We start from the raw sequence: 19,250 nt of genomic DNA on the forward strand, positions 1-19,250 counted from the left end.
GCCCGAATAATCGGCGGGCGCCGGCGGGCGCATGGCAACGGCCGGGGTCAATCCGAAAACTCCACGCAAGACGAACAGGCTACCGCCGGACGCCGCAAGGATCGAGACCAGAAACCCGATCGCGAAGCTGCTCTTGTCGAGTTGGAATACCAGGAAAGGGAACTTGAAATAGCTCTGATAGAAAACGGCTAGCGCGCGCCCTGACACGATTCCCCCCAAGGCCCCAAGGCATGCGCCGACAAGTGCAATGACCACCACGAACTTGAGATAGTGCAACCCGACTTCCATGCTGGAATAGCCAAACGCTTTCAGCAGGCCAATCTGCTCGCGTTCGGCCTGAACCATGCGCGATATCACGATATATAGCAGGAATGCCGCCACGGCGAGAAAGATCGGCGGCACAACGGCGGATGTCACCCGCAACCCCTTGATTTCCTCGCTCACGAACCGGTTCGACGCCTGTGTGTCGAGACCATAGGCCCCGGCGGCTCCATAGGCATCGAGAAGCCGATCCAGCGCCGCCTTGACTCCACCGGCACTGGCCCCCCTGCTCAATCCCACCAAAGCCTCGTTGAAAGCTCCGTTCATGTCATACGCCGCCGAGAGCGCCGCGCGCCGCATCCAGATCACCGCAAAGCGCGCGTCGTCTGGCACCAGTTCGCCAGGCGCGGTCGTGTAAAGAAACTCGGGCGACTCGACCAAACCCACGACCCGAAACAGGCGCTTTGATCCGTTCATCGTCGCCTCGATACGGTCACCCGGCACCAGGTCGCGCGCTTTCGCGAACCCGGCCAACAACACGATCTCATCACCATGCCCCGGGCTCGGCAGACGCCCCTGCACCAGATAGACATCGTTCAGCCTTGGACCGCCCGTATCGGGAATTGAAACCACCCGAGCCCGCACCGGCAGGGCATTTTCCTCCAGATCGACAAGCGCATTGCCCGAAACCCGCGCCTCGACGTTCGCGACCCCGGGGATCTCCGCGATGCGCGCAAGGACATGGTTCGGTGCACGCACCACGGGGGCAAACACGTCAGCCAGCCGATAACGGTCGTAATAGGTCGCGCGAGTCTCATCGAGGGTGTTGACCAAGCCACCCATCATCACCTGCAAAAGCACACCCAGGCCAATCACAACCGAAATCGCCGCCGCTTGCCCCTTCATCCGCACAAGATCGCGCAACAGCTTGCGGTCAAGCGAGCTCACCACTCGATCTCCTCGGGCATCAATTTGCTTTCGTTCAAAATCTCCTCGCGAATCGCGCCATCCGCAAAATGCAGCACACGGTCGGCCATCTGCGCCGTCGCCGCCGCATGGGTCACGATCAGGACCGTGGCTCCCAACGTCTCGTTCACATCCTTCAACACCTGCAAGACCGTCCGCCCCGTGGTGCTGTCCAGCGCCCCGGTCGGCTCGTCACAAAACAGGACCGTCGGGCGCTTGGCCACGGCGCGGGCAATCGCCACCCGCTGCTGCTCGCCGCCTGAAAGCTGCGCTGGAAAATGATGCACCCGCTCTTTCAGGCCGACCAGCGCCAGGGCCTCGGCCGGGTCCATGGGGTCTGCTGCGATTTCGGTGACAAGTTCGACATTCTCAAGCGCGGTCAGGCTGGGCATCAGGTTGTAGGACTGAAACACAAACCCGATATGGTCACGACGATAGCGTGTCAGTTCCGCCTCACCCATTGTGGTCAGGTCCTGCCCCTCGAAACGCGCGGTACCGCTCGTCGCGCTGTCGAGCCCTCCAAGAATATTCAGGAGGGTCGATTTCCCGCTGCCCGACGGCCCCAGCAGCACCACGATCTCGCCCTTGGGCAGATCCAGATCAACCCCGCGCAGCGCATGGACCGCCGCCGCACCCTCGCCGTAGGTCTTGGTCAGCCCCCGTACAGTAAACGCGGCAACGAAATCTTGCTTCTGATCCATGGCAACCGGCCCGGGCCTTCCTGCATCATGCCAATCATGACGTCCTCACCCTCTATAAGCAAACGCGACGCCCGTCCTTGCGCCGGATCAAGTCAGACCGTTCAAGGCAGCGCCCCCAACCACAGCCAGACCGTCAGGATCGACAATGCCGTGCCGACAAGGACGCTTGATGCCGCCACCTTCTGCGCACGGCCATAGAGTGAAGCGAAGACATAGATGTTGATCCCGGGCGCCATCGATGCGGTCAGAACCGCCGAACGGAATGCCTCTTGTCCAAGGTCAAACCACCGGCCCATGATCCAGACCACCGCCGGATGCAGCGCGAGAGCAGACAGGCAGACATAGACGATCACCTTGACGTCTCCGCGCGGGCGATAGCGTACCATGACGCCGCCCATCCCGAACAGTGCGACCGGAAGCGCCGCCCGCGTCAAAAGCTCGATCGCATCCATCGCGGCCACGGGCATCGGCACCGACAAGATGTTAACGATAAAACCCAGCCCGATCCCGATCACCAGCGCATTGCGAAACATTGCCCGCAACACCGTTCCCGGCAGCCGGGTCAGCGACTGCCCCCGCGCCCGCGCGATCTCCATCGCGGTGATCCCAAGCCCATAGCAGAAGGGAGAGTGCACGGCGACAATTGCATAGTTCGGCCCCAGGGAATCCGCGCCAAATGCGCGTTCGGTGATTGGCAATCCCAGCATCAACGAGTTGGCGAAAAGCCCGGCAAACCCGATGGCGACCGCATCTTCCCAATCGCGCCGGAACAGGAGCCGTGCGCCCAATAGGCAAAACAGGAAACTTGCCGTCGATCCGGTATAGAAACTCACCAACAGGCCCGTATCGAAGGTCTCGCCCAGATCGAGCCGCGCAATCGCTTGAAACAGGAGAGCCGGGAACACGAAATTCTGCGAGAACCGCATCAGCCCGTCAATATCGGCCCCGCTCAGGAACCCCCGCCAGACGGCGGCATAACCAAAGCCGATGACCAGAAAGACCGGCAGGATGACATCAAGAAGCGCCTGCATCGGTCAAATGCCCAGCTGCCTGCCCGCGACCGGCATACAACAATCCGGCAAGGGGCGCTTCCGCGCGCTCATGCCGGAAAGCTCAGTACCATCCCGTCATAAGCCGGGGTGATATGCTCGGGCGTCTCCGCCGCGAGCGTCGCGTAATCGAGGTCAATATGCATGTTGGTCAACACCGCGCGCTTGGGTGCCGCCCGCGCAATCCAGTCCAGCGATTGCTCCAGATGCGAATGGGTTGGATGTGGTGTGCGCCGCAATGCGTCCAGAATCCAGCACTCCAGCCCCTCGACCGCGCCCCAGGCTTCATCCGTCATCTGCGCCACATCGGGCAGGTAGGCCAGCCCTCCAATGCGGAACCCCAGCGCATCAATCGACCCGTGACCCACCCTGAACGGCCTGAGCGTCACCGCACCGCCCGCGCCTTCGATCACCACATCCCCCTTGATCGTGTGCATGTCGAGGATCGGCGGGTAGGGGCTGTCCTCGGGCTGCACAAAGGCATAGCCGAAACGCGAAAACAAATCGTTCTGCGTGTCGCCATCGGCCCAGGCAGGCAAGCGGCGCCGCATGTTGAAAACGATCATCCTCAGATCATCGAGCCCATGCACATGGTCGGCATGGCTATGGGTCCAGATGACCCCATCAAGCTCGCCCACACCCGCATCCAGCAATTGCTGACGCAGATCAGGCGATGTATCGACAAGTACCCGAGTGATGCCGCTTCCGTCGATCCGCTCCACCAGCATGGAACAACGGCGGCGTTGGTTCCTCGGATTGGCCGGGTCGCACGCGCCCCAATGCCCGCCCAAACGCGGCACGCCGCCCGACGAGCCACACCCCAGAATGGTAAACCGCATCTCGGCCATTAACGGGCGACCTCCTGTTGCACGGTCTTGACGAACAACCGCTCGAAATTCGCCTCGGTCTGGGCGGCAAAGGCGGCATAATCCATGCCGAAAACCTCGGCCCCAACGCGCGCCGTATGGGCCGTGAACGCGGGTTCATTGCGTTTGCCACGATGGGGTGGCGGCGCCAGGTAGGGTGCATCGGTCTCGACCAGCACGCGCTCGACCGGCGCCGCGGCGAAGATTTCGCGCAATTCACCACTTTTCGGAAAGGCCGCAATCCCCGACATCGAGAGATAAAACCCCAGATCAAGCGCCACACGGGCCAGCTCCGGCCCCGACGAGAAACAATGCATCACACAGGAATAGCCGCCGTTGCGGTATTCCTCACTCAGGATTCGCGCCATGTCATCATCAGCTGCGCGCGCATGGATGATCAACGGCAGCCCGGTTTCCCGCGCCGCGGTGATGTGTACCCGAAGGCTCTGCTTCTGCACATCCGCACTTTCGGAGGTGTAATAATAATCCAGACCGCTCTCGCCGATCCCCACGAATTTGGGATGCTCCGCCAATGCGAGCAGATCATCAACCGTCACCATCGGTTCCTCAGCCGCACTCATCGGATGAGTGCCTGCAGCATAGAAAACCGGCGCATGGGCCTCGGCGATGGCGCGCACCGCTGGTTCATTGCGCAGCCGCGTGCAGATGGTCACCATCCGGTGTACCCCCGCTCGCGCGGCCCGCGCCAATATCCCGTCCAATTCCCCTTCGAAATCCGGGAAATCAAGGTGGCAATGGCTGTCTGTGATCTGCGCTTGCTCGGTCATGACCTGCCCCTTTTCCGGGTCTAGCGCCCGCCGGTTTCTTGAATCCTGAAGACCGTATCAAGGATCAGTGCAGCAGGGTCAAGATTGACGGCCCGTCCATGCCGCAGTCGCACCCCCAGCGCGTCGGCCAACTCGGCCCATTCTCGCGCCTTGCGCATATCCGGTGCCAGCCGTTTCATCAAATCGGCCTCCCCCGGTGCAGCTTCGGGCATCGGCGCTTTCCCAATTGCCCCGGTCTTCGCGAGGCGCGCCAGGAAAAGCTCGATCAACCCGGTCAAAAGGTCGAGCCTTGTTTCTTCTCCCCTGACCGCCACGCCTTCGGCAATGCGCAGCGCATGCGCCCTGTTCATGCGCGGCAACTCCGCAAAAAGATCGATCAGCGCCGCATAGTTTCCCGGTCCGTCCAGTTTCAGGAGTCTTACTGCCTCGCCGACCGATCCCGCCGAAAGTGCGACCAGCGCATCGCTCATTTCCGGACCATCCGTCAACACCTGTTCCAACGCGATGCGCATATCCTCGCCGCCCAGCGGCGAAAGCCGCAATTCACGGCATCGCGACCGGATCGTCGGCAAGAGCCGCGAGGGTTGATGCGAAACGAGGAAGAACATGGTTCGCGCAGGCGGTTCTTCCAACAGCTTCAACAGCCCGTTCGCGGCCTGCGTGTTCATGTCGTCGGCGGAATCCACGATCACAACACGGCGCCCGCCCTCGGTCGCGCTCAGATGCGCAAACCGTGACAACTCGCGGATCTCGTGAATACGAATTTCCTGGGAAAACCGTCCCTCGCTCCATGCCTTTTCGCGCTCGCGCTCATTTGCTCCCGCGCCCCCGCGCCGGATGAGTTTGAGCCCCGGCTCTGAACCTGCCATGATCCTGCGCACAACAGGGTGATCAGGGTCGATGTCGATACGGTCAGGCGCCGGTTCCGGATCGCCGAAAAGACCAGGCCCTTCATCCTCGGGCGTGGCCAAAAGAAACTTGGCCAGCGCCCATGCCAAAGTCGCCTTGCCCACGCCGCGCGGGCCGGTCAGTAGCCATGCATGATGCAAGCGTCCCGAGTTGTAGGCATCAAGGAACCCGGACACAGCGCCGTCCTGTCCGATGATACGCGCCGCCTCGCGCGGATGGGGCGCGCCTTCGATCCGGTCCGGCTCAACGAACTCGGAACTGTTCGTCATCGCAGATGCTCCAGAACAATCCGACCGACATCCCGAGCCACCGCTTCGATGTCCCGACCTGCATCGAGGACCCGGAAACGGTCTGGAAATTCAAATGCCAGTTCGAGAAAGCCCTGCCGCATCTGCGCCTGCAAGCCTTCACCAAAATCCTCGAAACGGTCCTCGGCGGTATTGCGCGCCTTGGCGCGCGCGTGGCCAAGGCCCGGCTCCATGTCGAACAAGAGCGTAAGGTCAGCCTCGACCCCGATCATCAGCTTGTGCAGCGCATCAACCTGTGCACGCAGATCGCCACGACTCAGCCCCTGATACATCCGCGTGCTATCGACGAAGCGGTCACAGATCACCACCTTCCCAGCCTCCAGCGCAGGCCAGATGGTACGTTCAAGATGATCACGCCGCGCCGCGGTAAACAGCAGGATCTCGGTTTCCGCAGACCACCTGTCCGGATCGCCTTCAAGCACAAGCGCACGTATCTCCTCGGCTCCCCGCGATCCACCCGGCTCACGCGTCAGGACGACGTCAAATCCCTCCACACGCAACCGGTCGGCCAGATGACGCGCCTGCGTCGACTTGCCCGAGCCGTCGATCCCTTCCAGTGTTATAAACTTGCCGCCGTCACTCAAGACGCGCCCTCAGGCCCCTTGGTCAAGCGATCGAACAGGATCCCGGACACCGTTTTCATGCGGACCATGAATCCACCCCGAGATACATCGCGATCGGCGACCAGCGGCACGCGCGTCTCTTCGAGCCCGTCGGGCCGGATGATCAGTTGAGCCAGTTCCTGGCCCTTTTCGATCGGTGCACGAAAGGGACCATCATAGACGATCTCCGACGGAACCGTTTTTCCAATCATGACCGGCAGAAGCGTGGTGAAGTCATCTTGTGCAGCCAGCCCCACGCTGGACGCATCGCCCATCCATACATCGGCCTCCGCCAATACCTCACCTGCCCTGAGCACCTGTCGCTCGGTGAATTGCCGCAATGCCCAGTTGACGATGGCCTCAGCCTCTTCGGCGCGCTCAGCGGCGGTCTCCAGTCCGGAAATCACAAAAACCACCCGCCGATCTCCCTGCATTGCCGATCCTGCAAGACTATAACCCGCCTCCTCCGTATGCCCGGTCTTCAGGCCGTCGGCCCCGATTCCCAGCCCAAGTAATGGGTTCCTGTTGCCAACATTCTGCGGCGAACGGTTGTCAAAGGCGAATTCGCGTTCCGCAAACATTTTGTAGAACTCTGGAAAGTCGGTGATGATCCGGTTTGAAATCAGCGCAAGATCACGCATGCTCATACGATGCCCGTCAGCGGGCCAGCCATTGGAATTCTTGAATGTCGAATTCGTCATCCCGAGCTGCTGTGCGCGCTGGGTCATGAAATTCGCGAACCCCGCCTCGGTACCATCCGGGCTAAGGGCCTCGGCAATGACCGCGCAGGCATCGTTGCCTGACAAGACGATGATCCCGCGCAACAGGTCCTCAACGCTCACGCGGTCAGTGGTGTCAAGAAACATCGTAGAACCACCGTAACTCATCGCATGGCGCGATACGGGCAGGCGTTCGTCGAGTGACAGACGACCATCACGTATCGCCTCGAAGGCCACGTAAAGCGTCATCAGTTTGCTCATCGACGCCGGGGGAAGCGGCACATCCGCATTCTTCGAAAACAAAACCGTACCGCTCTTGTGGTCCATCACGAACGCGGCCTCTGCGCGCGTGTCGAACGCGGCGGCGGGCGAAGCGATGACAAAGGCCGCGAAAAACCAGGCGATAGGGTTGAAAAGAGCACGTGACATTGGCGCCTCAGATCAGTTGTCTACAAAATATGCGTCGGAAAAGCCCGCCGCCTTGATCTTCTTCAACAGTTCCTCGCGTTCCGAACTGTTTGTCGCCGGGCCAACAAGGACCCGCCAGAACGTCTTGCCCTGAAGTTGCTGCTCTTTCACCGTGGGCACCATACCCGATTGGCGCATCGCAACGGCAGTGTTTTCGGCATTTTTCTCAACGCTGAATATACCGAGCTGGATGAAAGGTTTATCCAGGTCTGAGGTTCTGGGCTCCGGTTCAGACGCGACCGGCTTGTCATCGTCCGCCTCCTCGGCTGACGCAATCGCAGCCGCAGCGTCTTCGGCGACTGGATCGAGCGCTTGCGTCTCAACGTCATCAGGTGCACTGAGCGCCGCTTCCTCGTCAACCTCGGATTCTTCTTCGACCTCGGAGTCCTGCTCCGTTTCGTCGCGACGCAGGGCTGTCACGTTGAGTTCCTCAGGTTGCCCCGCCAGCATACCAAGCGCCTCGGCGGCATCCGAGGACACCTGCAACCGCGGACCCGGGTTTTCACGTTCGCGCCGGAACAGAGCGCCGACAACGAACTTGTCGCTCGAGGTATTGCGGATGATCACCCGCTCAGGGTCCTTGACGTCGGGATGCGCCACCCAGACACCGCCCAGCGACGGTCGCCCATCCCAAAGCCCCGCTTCGGTAACCTCGAAAATCTCGGGCGCCTCTACGTCACGCTCGACAGTTCGCCTTTCTTCGTCAGTGGTGTCAGCGGATGTCGCCGCGTCCTGATCGGCCGTTTTCTGAAACAGATTGAAGTCGACTCCGTCCTCGCAACCTGCCAATGCAATCACTAACCCGAACGCAAATACGATACGTCCGGCACGATCCGGACCGACACCCTTCATTCTCACGAAACCCATTCCGTTTCCTCTGCCCGCTCCGGCCCCTTGCCCCGATTCGACCGGGTTTTTGGCCATGCCTGTGAAATCCCTTCAGCCGTATTCCGCCTTGGGAAAGCTGTCGAAGTGTAACCCGATCGCGCTGTCATTGAAAGCATGCGCCTACTCTTGGGCGGAAATTCCCTTCACCCGAGTCAGCGCAGAAATCCATGATGCTCGATCACCGTCACGAGGTCTGAAACCGATTGCTCAACCGTGCGCCCGGAGGTTTCGATCTGGGCTATTGCCTTTTCATAAAGCGGCTCTCGGCTCGACAGGATCGCTTCGAGTTGCTCCATTGCTTCGGCATTGCCTGCCATCGGGCGTTCATCGCCTTGCTCACGCACCCGGCTCATATGTTCCTCAGGCGAGGTTCGTATCCAGATCGTGTGAAAATGGTTGAGAAGAAGCTCAAATGTTTCCGGTTCGGCAACAATACCCCCCGCCACGGCAAGGATAAGCGTATCGTGTTTTTCGATCACGCGGCGCACCGCCTGCGCTTCAAGATTGCGGTAACCATCCTGCCCATAGAAGGCCATCACCTCTTCGATGGGCATGCCACTGTGATCCTCGATATCACGGTTCAACTCGACGAATGGAACGCCCAGCGCCTCACCACCCAGCCGCCCCAATGTGGATTTTCCCGCCCCCCGCAATCCGATAAGGCAAACGCGTTGGGCGCGGCTGGTCATGCTTTCGGTGGTATTCAGCTTTTCGAGAACCGCTTGCTGTACGTCCGAATTCGCGACCCGAAACAAGCGCGCGACCCGCAGCGCATCCGAGGTCCACGGATCCTCCTCGCCGACCAGCCATTCGATACGGTGGTCGAGCGCCGTTGCAACACGCTGTAGCAAGCCGATCGAAATATTTCCCGCTCCGGCCTCAAGCTGTGCGAGATAGCGCGGCGAGACCCCAGACCTCTCCGACAGCACCCGGCGCGGAATACCCTTGCGCTCGCGGGCTCGGCGCACACGCTCACCGACGCGCCTGAGCAATGCATCGGCCGCGCAGTCCACAAGGGTGTCGGTGTCGGGCTTTGCCACCTCACCCCTGAAATTGGTGATCTCGGTCATTCACCACTCACAGGAAAAATAATGCATAAACTCTAGCCGCTTGACCGGTTCAAATCAATTGACACCCTCCGATTAAGGTGCGTACTGCACTATTATTCCGGACCCCCGACCAACAGAGGTTCGACAACCGCACGAATTTCTGGCGGTGCTGCGCGCGACGTGAACTCCTTCGCGACGATAAAAACACAGACGAACCGGCCTTCGAAGCAGAGTTTGCCATCCTGATATCCCTCGACACGAAACTCGATCGACTTGGTGCCGAGCCGGGTCGGCGCGACCTTGCAGATCAGTCTGTGGCGCGGCGTGATCACATGCCGGAAATCCAGGCTCATATGCACGAACGGTGTGCCATAACCACGGTCCAGTTCCATCTGGAACCACCCATCGCCATCGAGGTGATGCTCCCACCAGGCATTGATCGCGTCCAGCGCCCAGTTCGGGATGCGGCCCGTGTAAGCGATGCGCGCCGGATCGCAGTCACCCCATGCGACGCGGATTTCGTGTTCAAAGGGCGGCAGGCCCGATTTCGTTTTCATGCTTAGTAGGTTTCCACGTGATAGCGCCCTTCACTGCGCATCACGTCACGCAGGATGGCCCAAGGTTGTCCAATGCTCTCAGCGATATTGGTCAGCGCGTGTTCGACACCATCCTCCATCCCCTTCAGGCCGCATATGTAGATATGCGTGGCAGGGTCCGTCAACATCTCGGCAACCGCTTCTTCGCGAGCCATCATCCGATCTTGCACGTATTCCTTGGCCTGCCCATCCAGGCGGGAATAAACTAGTTCCTGCTTGAGCAGGTTTTCCGGCACCTTCTTGAGCGGTCCGAAATAGGGCAGGCTTTCGGGATTACGGGCTCCGAAAAACATCAGCATCCCGCCCGACTTGCCGCCAACCACACGTTGACGGCGCATGGTGAAGGCCCGCATCGGCGCGCTTCCAGTGCCGGTGCAGATCAGCAGAAGCCGCGCCTCGGCATCGTCGGGCAACAGGAAGGTCGCCCCGAACGGCCCGGTCAAGTTCAGCTCGGCCCCCTTCTCGAGATCACATAGGAAATTCGAACACAGCCCATCCGGCTCCCGCTTCACAGTCAGCGAAATATTGTTGTAATTCGGTCGCTCGCCGTCGCGCGGGCTCGAAACGGAATAAAGTCGTGGCAGATGCGGCTTGCCGTTCTCGTCCTCACCCGGCGGGACGACACCCACGCTCTGCCCCTCCAGCACTGGAAAAGGCAGTCCCCCCATATCGAGGATGATATGGCGCACATCGTGCTCCGGGTCATCGGTCAGCCGGTAATTGCCCTGCACCTTCGCCACGGCCGGTTGTGCCAGTGTATAAAGGTTGATCGCGGGCCTGGCCGCCGATTTCGGCGCCACCGCCTTGCCCCCCGCACCGGCATGCGCTTCGGCCAGAAGTGCGGCCATCGCCTCGTCAAGGGCCTCCATCCCGGTTTCGGCCTCGCCCAGATCCTCCTGTGGCGGCAATTCGGACCAGCCGAACTGTTCCTCCAGCGAATAGGGCGTGTTCACCACCCGCCATTCGTCGATCGAACCGGTAGGACAGACCGGAATGCAGTCCATACAGAAATTGCACTTGTCCGCATCCACCACGACATTCATGTCATCATGGGTGATCGCCTCGATCGGACAGGTCATCTCGCAGGTATAGCAGCGAATACAGATTTCCGGGTCGATGAGATGCTGTTTGACGGGTGTATTCATGCCGACTCGCGCGTGCTCTTCAGGATCAGTTCGGGCAAAGTCATCATCTCGATAAGCTCCCTGCAAAGCCCGCGGCAATTCTTGCAACCGACGCAAGGAGTGCCCAGTTGGGTCACCTTGGCCGCCAAAGCCCTGCAACGTTCGGTTTCGGCCTTGCTTCTGGTGATGCTGATGGTCATGCCCCGTCTCCTTTTCATCGCTGCCGGGACGCATTTGCCATGCCCCGGCTCATGCTGCCTTGCGTCAGATCAAGCCATGGGTCATGCCATGTGCAGTTTCACATATTCGAAATCGCCCGGTTTGTTGTCGATCCCGACCTTGGGCGGCGCGATCCAACTGGCGTATTTGCCCGGTTCATAAACCGGCTTCATCAGGGACTGGATGTAATCACCATCGGCATGACTGGGCAGCCATTTCTTCATGCCCTCATCATATTCGGCGCCCGTGATGAACCGGCCTTCCGGATCGATCAGCTTGTCAGCGAAGACGCCAATCTTGCGATGGAATGCCTCGTGCGGCAGCTTCAGCTGGAAATCGATCCCGGCCTTCTCGATGATCTTGTTCCAGCGGCCCACGCCACCCGCCGCGTCGCGGGTATAGTCATCGCGCAGCCGCATGTTGATCGCGGTCAGGGCGGGCACCTCTTTCTGCACCACCTTGCCATCGACGATATCCCACACCGTATAGGTGTCGCCGGTCAGCTTGTGATCATCGGTCAGCCGGTTTTCCTGATAGCGTCCCTTGATCCCCGCATTGAACGCGTTGGCCGCGTTGGTCGAAACCTCCTGTCCGAAAAGATCAAGCGAAAGCGTGTAATGCAGGTTCAGCTTCTTCTGGATCAACGGCAAATCAATCACACCCAACGCGCGAATGCGGTCGGTGTCATAGGGATCGTCAATCCCGTTTTCCTTCATCACCTCGCAGGTGCGCTGAATCGTCCGGCCCACGCCGGTCTCTCCCACGAACATGTGGTGCGCTTCTTCGGTCAGCATGAAGCGGCAGGTGCGCGACAGCGGGTCAAAACCCGATTGCGCCAGCGACTCCAATTGCATCTTGCCATCGCGGTCGGTGAAATAGGTGAACATGAAGAATGACAGCCAATCAGGCGTTTCCTCGTTAAACGCGCCAAGCATCCGCGGCGCCTCTTCACTGCCCGACTGGCGCCGCAACAGATCATCGGCCTCTTCCCGGCCATCACGACCGAAATACTTGTGTAGCAGGTAGACCATCGCCCAGAGGTGACGGCCCTCCTCGACATTCACCTGGAAAAGGTTGCGCATGTCGTAAAGCGACGGCGCCGTCAGCGCCAGCAGGCGTTGTTGCTCAACCGATGCGGGCTCGGTATCGCCCTGGATCACGATCAGCCGCTTGAGCATGTTGCGATACTCGCCCGGCACCTCCTGCCACGCCGGCTGACCCGCATGTTCGCCGCACGGGATACGACGATCTTCGACCTGCGGCGCCAGCAGAACGCCCCAGCGGTATTCCGGCATCTTCACATAGTCGAACTTGGCCCAACCCTTGGGATCGACCGAAACGGCGGTGCGTAGATAGACCAGCGATTCCTGGAAATTCTGGGGGATGAGCTTGTTCCACCAGTCGATATAGCCCGGGTGCCATTTCTCAAGCGCCTTGAGCACCTTCTTGTCCGAACTCAGCCCCACATTGTTGGGGATCTGGGTGTCGTAACTCACATTGATCACGTCGAGCATATCATTCCTCCTTGTCGCCGGGTTGGCGGGATGAATATGCCCCACGCCCGGATTTGCATCGGGTCAGGGCTCAGCCCGGCCCGCCCTCCATCACACACGCTCCATGTTGAAGCCACCGCGCACACCGCTGCCATACCGCTGCAAGGCCCCGTCCGGACCGACCGCGTTCGGGCGGTTGAAAATCCAGTTCTGCCACGCGGTCAGACGGCCAAAGATGCGCGTCTCCATCGTCTCTGGCCCGGCAAAACGCAGATTCGCCTCCATTCCCGTCATGGCGTCGGGGCTAAAGCTCGCACGCTCCTCCATGAAGATGCGGATCTCGTCCTCCCAGTCGATATCGTCGAGAATATAGGTCACCAACCCCAGCTCGTCCGCCACTTCGGCCTCCAGGGCTTCACCGATCTGGGCGCGAGCCGCCTCGACTGACGCCTCGTCGCCGATAAACCGCGTCGCGAGCCGGCTCAGTTCATTGCCCATCGGATATTGTCCGAAATTGCTCTGCGAGAGCGTCACCGTCGCCATCGGGCGATTGTCGCCCTCGAACTCGTCCTCCATCATGTAGGACCGATCGACCGCGAAAAGAATCTCGGCAAGAACCCCCGCGAAACACGATCCGTGCTCGACAAGCGCAACAAGGCTGCGCGAGGTCACGTCGACCCGCTTCAACACCCTCTTCCACAGTTGCAGAACCTCGTTGGCCAGCCAGTGATCGCGATTGTCCCGCAGCAATGCCTCATGCGCCATGACCTGCGCAGGATCGCCTTGGGTGCGGATCACCCAAAGGCCCAACTCCATCTCGTTGAGGCGCAGGTGCAGGATCGCATCCTCCAACTCGCGTGCCGCGCGCAGCATCCACGCCTCGGCCCCCTGCGCGATGAAAGCCTCCATATCCGCTGGCGCGCCACCCTCCGGCCCATTCACCGTGATCGTGGCCTTGCGCCCCTTTCGGTCAAGTTCGACCTCGACAGCCGAATAGGTCAACGCATCCGCCCCGATCTCACGCTTGAGCGGGGTCAGTTCGATCCCCTTCGCATCATCCGGCCGGAACGATGAGGCGGCGAATTCGCGCGCCCGCTCGGTCACCGTCTCGTCAAAACGCGAATTCGGCACCACTTCGTCAACCAGCTTCCATTCCTTGGCACGCTTGCCTCGGATACCCTCTTCCATGGCACAGAACACATCGGCCCGGTCCCGTCGCATCTGCCGCTTGTCCGTCACCCGCGTCAAGCCGCCGGTGCCCGGCAACACCGCCAGAAGCGGCACCTCGGGCAGCGCAACGTTCGACGTGCTGTCATCGGTGAGCATGATGTAGTTGCAGGCCAGTGCCAACTCGTATCCGCCCCCGGCGCACGACCCCTTGATGGCAGCAATGTATTTCTGCCCGCTATCGGCCTCGGCCGCCTCATAGGTGTTGCGGGTCTCGTTGGTGAACTTGCAGAAATTCACCTTGTGGGAATGTGCCGCCCCGCCCAGCATACGGATATTTGCCCCGGCGCAGAACACGTTGTCCTTGCCCGACCGCATCACCACAACCTTGACCTCGGGGTGCTCGAAACGCATCCGCTGCACGATATCGCTCAATTCGATATCCACGCCCAGGTCATAGGAATTGAGCTTGAGCTGATAACCTTCGAAGAGCCCCCCATCCTCGTCCACATCCATGTAGAGGTTGGCAACGGGTCCGTCATACTCCACCCGCCAATGGCGGTATTTCGACGGGTCGGTCTGAAAGTCGATCATCTTCTCGGTCATTCGCACTCACCCCTTTCGGGGCCTCCCTGTCATCGCATCATAATTCCAAAGTCAACGACTGTAAACTTGCCAGTGCAAAATAATGCCAAATACAAGTGTATGTTTTCTTTATACTTCCCGTATAAATCTGGAAAATCGCGCACATGATTTATGCATGATATTGCACACCCTCGAATCGCCATCACCCTGTTCATCACGCAAGGCCATCGCCGCCGCGCGCATTTCCGCGCCAAGAATGCCCATCACCGGCCCCGCGGTTTCATCGCACAACGCCTCGACCTGATCGGCCAGCCGCGCGGCCGCAGCCGGCCACCCCATCCTCAGCTTCAATGCCCCGTTGGCCAACTGGATCACCGCCTGTGCCATACGCCGCTCAGCCGAATTGGGAGGCAACGCCATCCAGACCGGCTCGATCACCTCATGCGCCTCCCAGAAGTACCCATTTGCCAGGAACCAGAGGCCGCCGCGCCACGCATCCGACCCGGCCAGCGCTTTGGCGCTCATCCCCGGCCGCGCCGTCGCGCGCAGACGGTCGAACGCCCCTTCGGGATGTCGCGGTCCCTGCCCCGGAACATAGGCCCGGTCCGGTAGCGCGATATCTGCCACCAGCTTCACCATCCGACCCGCCGCGACAGGAACTCACCCATTGCCGCCAGAACCACCTCCGCTTGGTCGAATTGCGGCGCATGCCCGCAATCGGGCAGGATCAACCGATCCAATGGGACGCGCGCTCGCTTCTCGATCTCCTCGATCTGCGCCAATGTACCATATTCGTCCCCCTCACCCTGAACAGCGAGGATCGGCACACCGATACCGTCGATCGCATCGGCCACATTCCAGTCTCGAAACCCCGCGGCCAGCCACGCATCGTTCCAACCACGAAAGGCATTGTCCGGGTCACGGTGATATTTCGCCATCCGCTGGCGCAAACCGCCCGCATCATAGGCGCACTTGGCCTCGGCAATGGCGACAAGGCCCACCGGCTCGGTAAAGAAATGCGGCGCCATCAGGATCACGCCCTTCACCCGCGAATCCCCCACTTTCCCCGCGTGAATCGCCGCGATCGTCGCCCCGTCGCTATGCCCCATCAGGACGACCCGTTCCGCGCCCACCGCGTCCAGAACCCGCGGCAACACCTCAAAGGCTTCGCGCGTCATGTAATCCAGCGGTCGGGGCAGCGGCACACCGTCCGACTGCCCGTATCCAGCCCGCGAATAGGCCAAGACCCCCAGCGCCGTTGCCGCCGCCAGCCGCTCCGGGAAATCCCGCCACAACGCGACACAGCCCAGCCCCTCGTGCAGCAGCACGATCACGGGGCCATCACCCGGGCCGATCATCCGGTATTCCAACCGACAACCATCGACCTCGATGGACCCGGCACCTTCCCCGCGGGCAAGCATCGTCATGCGTCCTTGCGCAACTTGAACCGCTGGATCTTGCCCGTCGGGGTCTTCGGCAACTCGTCCACCACCTCAACCCAGCGGGGATATTTCCATTTGCCGATCCGCTCCTTGACGAATTCTTTCAACTCCGACAGAACCGCCTCATCCGTCCCGCCCTTCAGCACGACAAAGGCCTTGGGCTTTTCCAGTTCCTCCTCGTCGCGCCATGCAACCACTGCCGCTTCCAGAACCTTGGGATGCGACATCAGCGCCTGTTCCACCTCGAACGGGCTGACCCAGATGCCCGAAACCTTGAACATGTCATCTGTGCGGCCACAGTAAATGAAACGTCCCGCCTCGTTGCGCTCGTACTTGTCGCCGGTGCGGGTCCATTCCCCCTCGAAGGTCGCCCGGCTCTTGCCGCGCTGGTTCCAGTATCCTTCCGCTGCTGAGGCGCCCCGCACCAGAAGCTCGCCCACCTCGCGAGAGCCGACCTCTTCACCCGCCTCATCGACGAGCCTCACATCGTATCCCGGCACCGCCGTCCCCGAGGTACCGTATTCGATATCCCCGGGCTTGTTCGACAGAAAGATGTGCAGCATCTCGGTCGATCCCACGCCGTCCATGATGTCGGTCCCGCACATCGCCTGCCATTTCCGCCCGATCTCGGCCGGAAGTGCCTCACCGGCGGAAATCGAGGTGCGCAACGGCGCATCGGGGCATGTTCCACCCGACTCCCAATGATGCAGCAGCGCAGCATAGAGCGTCGGCACCCCGCAAAACACCGTCGGCTGCTCGTCTCGCAGAATGGCCGACACCGACTCGGGCGTCGGTCGCCCGCTGAACAGGATCGTCGTCGCCCCCACCGACATCGGGAATGTCATCGCGTTGCCCAGCCCATAGGCAAAGAAGATCTTCGCCGCCGAGAACACCACGTCATCCTCACGTATCTGCAAGACCTGCGCGCCATAGCTGTCCGACGTGGCCCTGAGCGCCCCATGCACATGCTTGACCCCCTTGGGCCGCCCGGTCGAGCCACTGGAGTAGAGCCAGAAGGCGATTTCATCCTCACAGGCCACCACCGGCGCCAAAGACTCGGCACCCTCCATGAAATCTTCGAAAGAGGTCGTGCCTTCGGGCGAATCGCCCCCCACCACGACCACAGTCCGGATGAACGGGTTGAGGGGCAGTGCGGGTTTGATCGTTTCGTAAAGTTCGGCCGACACGAACAGCGCCGAGGCGCGGCTGTCATGGAAAATCTCGTCGTAGACCGAGGCCGCCAACAAGGTGTTGAGCGGGATCGGCACCACCCCCGCCCGGATCGCCCCCCAGAACGCCACGGGCAAATCATTGGTATCAAGCATCAGGAGAAGAATGCGCTCCTCACGGCGGATGCCCGCCCTGCCCAACGCACCGGCAAAGCGCGCGCTCTTATCGGCAAGCCGGCCGTAACTTATTTCGCGTTTCGCACCCGCCGCCTCTCGGAACACGGGCTTGTCGGCCCGCCCCTCGGCAATATTGCGATCAACGAAATAGATTGCTGCATTCTGGTTGTCAGACATCCGGTTTCCTCCCTGTCCTGCCGACCGCCTGTCCCGTCCCCCTCCCGGACGGTGCCGCATCACCGCGACTCGCGCTTATGCTATATAATGCACATCGCCTTGATGCGTGCAAGATAATGCGCACGCCGAGCGGCGACAGGCAGAATGTGTCGGCCTGCAAGCCGGATTGCCCCGGTTTCATTGTTCAATGTGAATTTGCGCAATCCCGATGCACGACGCCGCTGAAATCAGCCTACGAGAGGCATCCCGGCACCAGGACAAATGGACGCCAAAACAAATGCAGCATGCGCACGCCCCTTCTCAGATCACGGTTGTTCTGGTAATGTCCCGTGCCTTTACCCATGATGCAGTCGAAAGCACCACATATGTGCAACCTCTACTCCCAGACCAAGAGCCAGGACGCGGTGCGCCACCTCTTCGAGGAGGTTCTGACCGGCGCAATGGATGACCAGACCGGCAACCTGCCATCTCAGCCAGGCATCTATCCGGATTATTCGGCACCGATCGTCCGACATGCGCCGTCTGGAGGCTGGCAACTGGCCATGGCGCGATGGGGCATGCCGTCACCCGCGAAGGCCCTGGAGGGCAAGCGCACCGATAGGGGCGTGACCAATATCCGTAATCTGGGCTCGCCCCATTGGCGGCGCTGGCTGGGGGTCGCGCATCGCTGCCTTGTGCCCTTCACCAGCTTTGCCGAACCCGACGGCCGTCCCGGTGCCCTCCACAATTCGCCGGTCTGGTTCGCACTGGGCGAGGACCGCCCGCTCGCTTTCTTCGCCGGGCTGCGCACCGAATGGACCTCTGTGCGCAAGCTCAAGGAAGGCGAGGTGACGGCAGACCTGTTCGGCTTTCTCACCTGTTCGCCCAATGCCGAAGTGCGTCCCGTCCATCCCAAGGCCATGCCGGTCATCCTGACCAAGCCTGAAGAATGGCAGCGCTGGCTGACTGCTCCGACCGAGGATGCGCTCGGGCTCCAGCACCCGCTGCCGGATGGTGTGCTGAAGATCGTGGCTGAAGGCGTGCGTGAAGATGCGGCCTGAGCTCGTGCAAGAACAATTGTTCCGCTTGAGGCCGGCACGGATGCATGAGGTGGAAGGACGCGGCCGCCACGCCTTCGCACTGTTCCAGGCAGCGCACCATGCCGGTCCCCTGATCTGGATTCTGCCTCCACGGGCGCGCCATCTGCCGATGCTGCGCGGTTTGCCCGAGGGTGTAGGACAACGTCTGCACGTCATCCGTCCCATCACCGAGATCGATCTTTTGTGGACGGTCGAGGAAGCCCTGCGCAGCCCCGCTGTTGGGCTGGTGATCGCCGAGCCTTCGAGTCAGTTGTCGCTCACGGCGGGGCGGCGGCTTCAATTGGCGGCCGAGACGGGCCAAACCACCGGGGTGATGCTGATCCGCGAAGGCCAGGGCAGCAACGCCGCAGAGACGCGCTGGCATTGCGATCCGATTGCCGGCGCGGACCATGACTCGACTCTGCATCACTGGTCCCTTAATAAGAACAAAAAGGGAACAACGGGAAGC

General features: G+C 61.0%; 20 protein-coding genes. 2 read left to right on the forward strand and 18 right to left on the reverse strand.

The features are described 5' to 3' along the window. The 18 genes from ACESL9_RS12210 to ACESL9_RS12295 form a co-directional block, all read right to left on the reverse strand. Window positions 1–1,209: ABC transporter permease (locus tag ACESL9_RS12210; RefSeq protein WP_372674876.1), on the reverse strand; the 1,209-nt coding region annotated here is incomplete at its 3' end. After that, window positions 1,206–1,928: an ABC transporter ATP-binding protein gene (locus tag ACESL9_RS12215; protein ID WP_372610866.1), complete on the reverse strand. Its 723-nt coding sequence runs from the start codon at window positions 1,926–1,928 to the stop codon at window positions 1,206–1,208. The genes ACESL9_RS12215 and ACESL9_RS12210, both read right to left, overlap by 4 nt. 101 nt (window positions 1,929–2,029) lie before the next feature. Then, window positions 2,030–2,959: an AEC family transporter gene (locus tag ACESL9_RS12220; RefSeq protein ID WP_372610864.1), complete on the reverse strand. Its 930-nt coding sequence runs from the start codon at window positions 2,957–2,959 to the stop codon at window positions 2,030–2,032. A 68-nt stretch (window positions 2,960–3,027) separates the two neighbouring features. Further along, window positions 3,028–3,825 (reverse strand): MBL fold metallo-hydrolase, encoded by a 798-nt coding sequence (locus ACESL9_RS12225; protein WP_372610862.1) that lies wholly within the window; start codon window positions 3,823–3,825, stop codon window positions 3,028–3,030. Next, window positions 3,825–4,631 (reverse strand): TatD family hydrolase, encoded by an 807-nt coding sequence (locus ACESL9_RS12230; RefSeq protein ID WP_372674877.1) that lies wholly within the window; start codon window positions 4,629–4,631, stop codon window positions 3,825–3,827. Before ACESL9_RS12230 ends, ACESL9_RS12225 begins: the two co-directional genes overlap by 1 nt. A 20-nt stretch (window positions 4,632–4,651) precedes the next feature. Continuing rightward, window positions 4,652–5,809: a DNA polymerase III subunit delta' gene (locus tag ACESL9_RS12235; RefSeq protein ID WP_372674878.1), complete on the reverse strand. Its 1,158-nt coding sequence runs from the start codon at window positions 5,807–5,809 to the stop codon at window positions 4,652–4,654. Then, window positions 5,806–6,432, reverse strand: coding sequence for a dTMP kinase (gene tmk / locus ACESL9_RS12240; RefSeq protein WP_372610856.1), 627 nt, complete (start codon window positions 6,430–6,432; stop codon window positions 5,806–5,808). The genes ACESL9_RS12235 and tmk overlap by 4 nt, the downstream gene beginning before the upstream one ends. Further along, on the reverse strand, window positions 6,429–7,598 hold the full coding sequence (locus ACESL9_RS12245; protein ID WP_372610854.1) for a D-alanyl-D-alanine carboxypeptidase family protein: 1,170 nt from the start codon (window positions 7,596–7,598) through the stop codon (window positions 6,429–6,431). The genes tmk and ACESL9_RS12245 overlap by 4 nt, the downstream gene beginning before the upstream one ends. Before the next feature lie 12 nt (window positions 7,599–7,610). Continuing rightward, window positions 7,611–8,561 (reverse strand): SPOR domain-containing protein, encoded by a 951-nt coding sequence (locus tag ACESL9_RS12250; RefSeq protein ID WP_372610852.1) that lies wholly within the window; start codon window positions 8,559–8,561, stop codon window positions 7,611–7,613. A 116-nt stretch (window positions 8,562–8,677) separates the two neighbouring features. After that, window positions 8,678–9,595 carry a helix-turn-helix transcriptional regulator gene (locus ACESL9_RS12255; protein ID WP_372610850.1) on the reverse strand — a complete coding sequence of 306 codons (918 nt, stop codon included), beginning with the start codon at window positions 9,593–9,595 and terminating at the stop codon, window positions 8,678–8,680. Window positions 9,596–9,687: 92 nt separating this feature from the next. Next, window positions 9,688–10,131 (reverse strand): acyl-CoA thioesterase, encoded by a 444-nt coding sequence (locus ACESL9_RS12260; protein WP_372610849.1) that lies wholly within the window; start codon window positions 10,129–10,131, stop codon window positions 9,688–9,690. Between the two features lie 2 nt (window positions 10,132–10,133). Next, on the reverse strand, window positions 10,134–11,315 hold the full coding sequence (boxA, locus tag ACESL9_RS12265; protein ID WP_372674879.1) for a benzoyl-CoA 2,3-epoxidase subunit BoxA: 1,182 nt from the start codon (window positions 11,313–11,315) through the stop codon (window positions 10,134–10,136). Then, window positions 11,312–11,494 carry a hypothetical protein gene (locus tag ACESL9_RS12270; RefSeq protein WP_372610845.1) on the reverse strand — a complete coding sequence of 61 codons (183 nt, stop codon included), beginning with the start codon at window positions 11,492–11,494 and terminating at the stop codon, window positions 11,312–11,314. Before ACESL9_RS12270 ends, boxA begins: the two co-directional genes overlap by 4 nt. Before the next feature lie 81 nt (window positions 11,495–11,575). Then, window positions 11,576–13,027 (reverse strand): benzoyl-CoA 2,3-epoxidase subunit BoxB, encoded by a 1,452-nt coding sequence (gene boxB, locus ACESL9_RS12275; protein ID WP_372610844.1) that lies wholly within the window; start codon window positions 13,025–13,027, stop codon window positions 11,576–11,578. Window positions 13,028–13,117: 90 nt separating this feature from the next. Next, window positions 13,118–14,779 carry a 2,3-epoxybenzoyl-CoA dihydrolase gene (boxC, locus tag ACESL9_RS12280; RefSeq protein WP_372674880.1) on the reverse strand — a complete coding sequence of 554 codons (1,662 nt, stop codon included), beginning with the start codon at window positions 14,777–14,779 and terminating at the stop codon, window positions 13,118–13,120. Between the two features lie 108 nt (window positions 14,780–14,887). Next, window positions 14,888–15,397 carry a DUF309 domain-containing protein gene (locus ACESL9_RS12285; RefSeq protein WP_372674882.1) on the reverse strand — a complete coding sequence of 170 codons (510 nt, stop codon included), beginning with the start codon at window positions 15,395–15,397 and terminating at the stop codon, window positions 14,888–14,890. Next, a complete protein-coding gene (locus tag ACESL9_RS12290) occupies window positions 15,391–16,179 on the reverse strand; it encodes an alpha/beta fold hydrolase (RefSeq protein ID WP_372674883.1) in 789 nt (262 codons plus the stop codon). Before ACESL9_RS12290 ends, ACESL9_RS12285 begins: the two co-directional genes overlap by 7 nt. 2 nt (window positions 16,180–16,181) lie before the next feature. Next, window positions 16,182–17,723: a benzoate-CoA ligase family protein gene (locus ACESL9_RS12295; protein ID WP_372610836.1), complete on the reverse strand. Its 1,542-nt coding sequence runs from the start codon at window positions 17,721–17,723 to the stop codon at window positions 16,182–16,184. Between the two features lie 365 nt (window positions 17,724–18,088). Between ACESL9_RS12295 and ACESL9_RS12300 the strand changes: the two genes are divergently transcribed. Together ACESL9_RS12300 and ACESL9_RS12305 are read left to right on the forward strand one after the other, a co-directional pair. Then, on the forward strand, window positions 18,089–18,763 hold the full coding sequence (locus ACESL9_RS12300; protein WP_372674884.1) for an SOS response-associated peptidase: 675 nt from the start codon (window positions 18,089–18,091) through the stop codon (window positions 18,761–18,763). Window positions 18,764–18,803: 40 nt separating this feature from the next. Then, window positions 18,804–19,250, forward strand: a 447-nt coding sequence (locus ACESL9_RS12305) for an ImuA family protein (protein WP_372674885.1), incomplete at its 3' end; no start/stop codon positions are given.

Source organism: Aquicoccus sp. (genome assembly GCF_041686535.1).
GTDB lineage: Bacteria > Pseudomonadota > Alphaproteobacteria > Rhodobacterales > Rhodobacteraceae > Aquicoccus.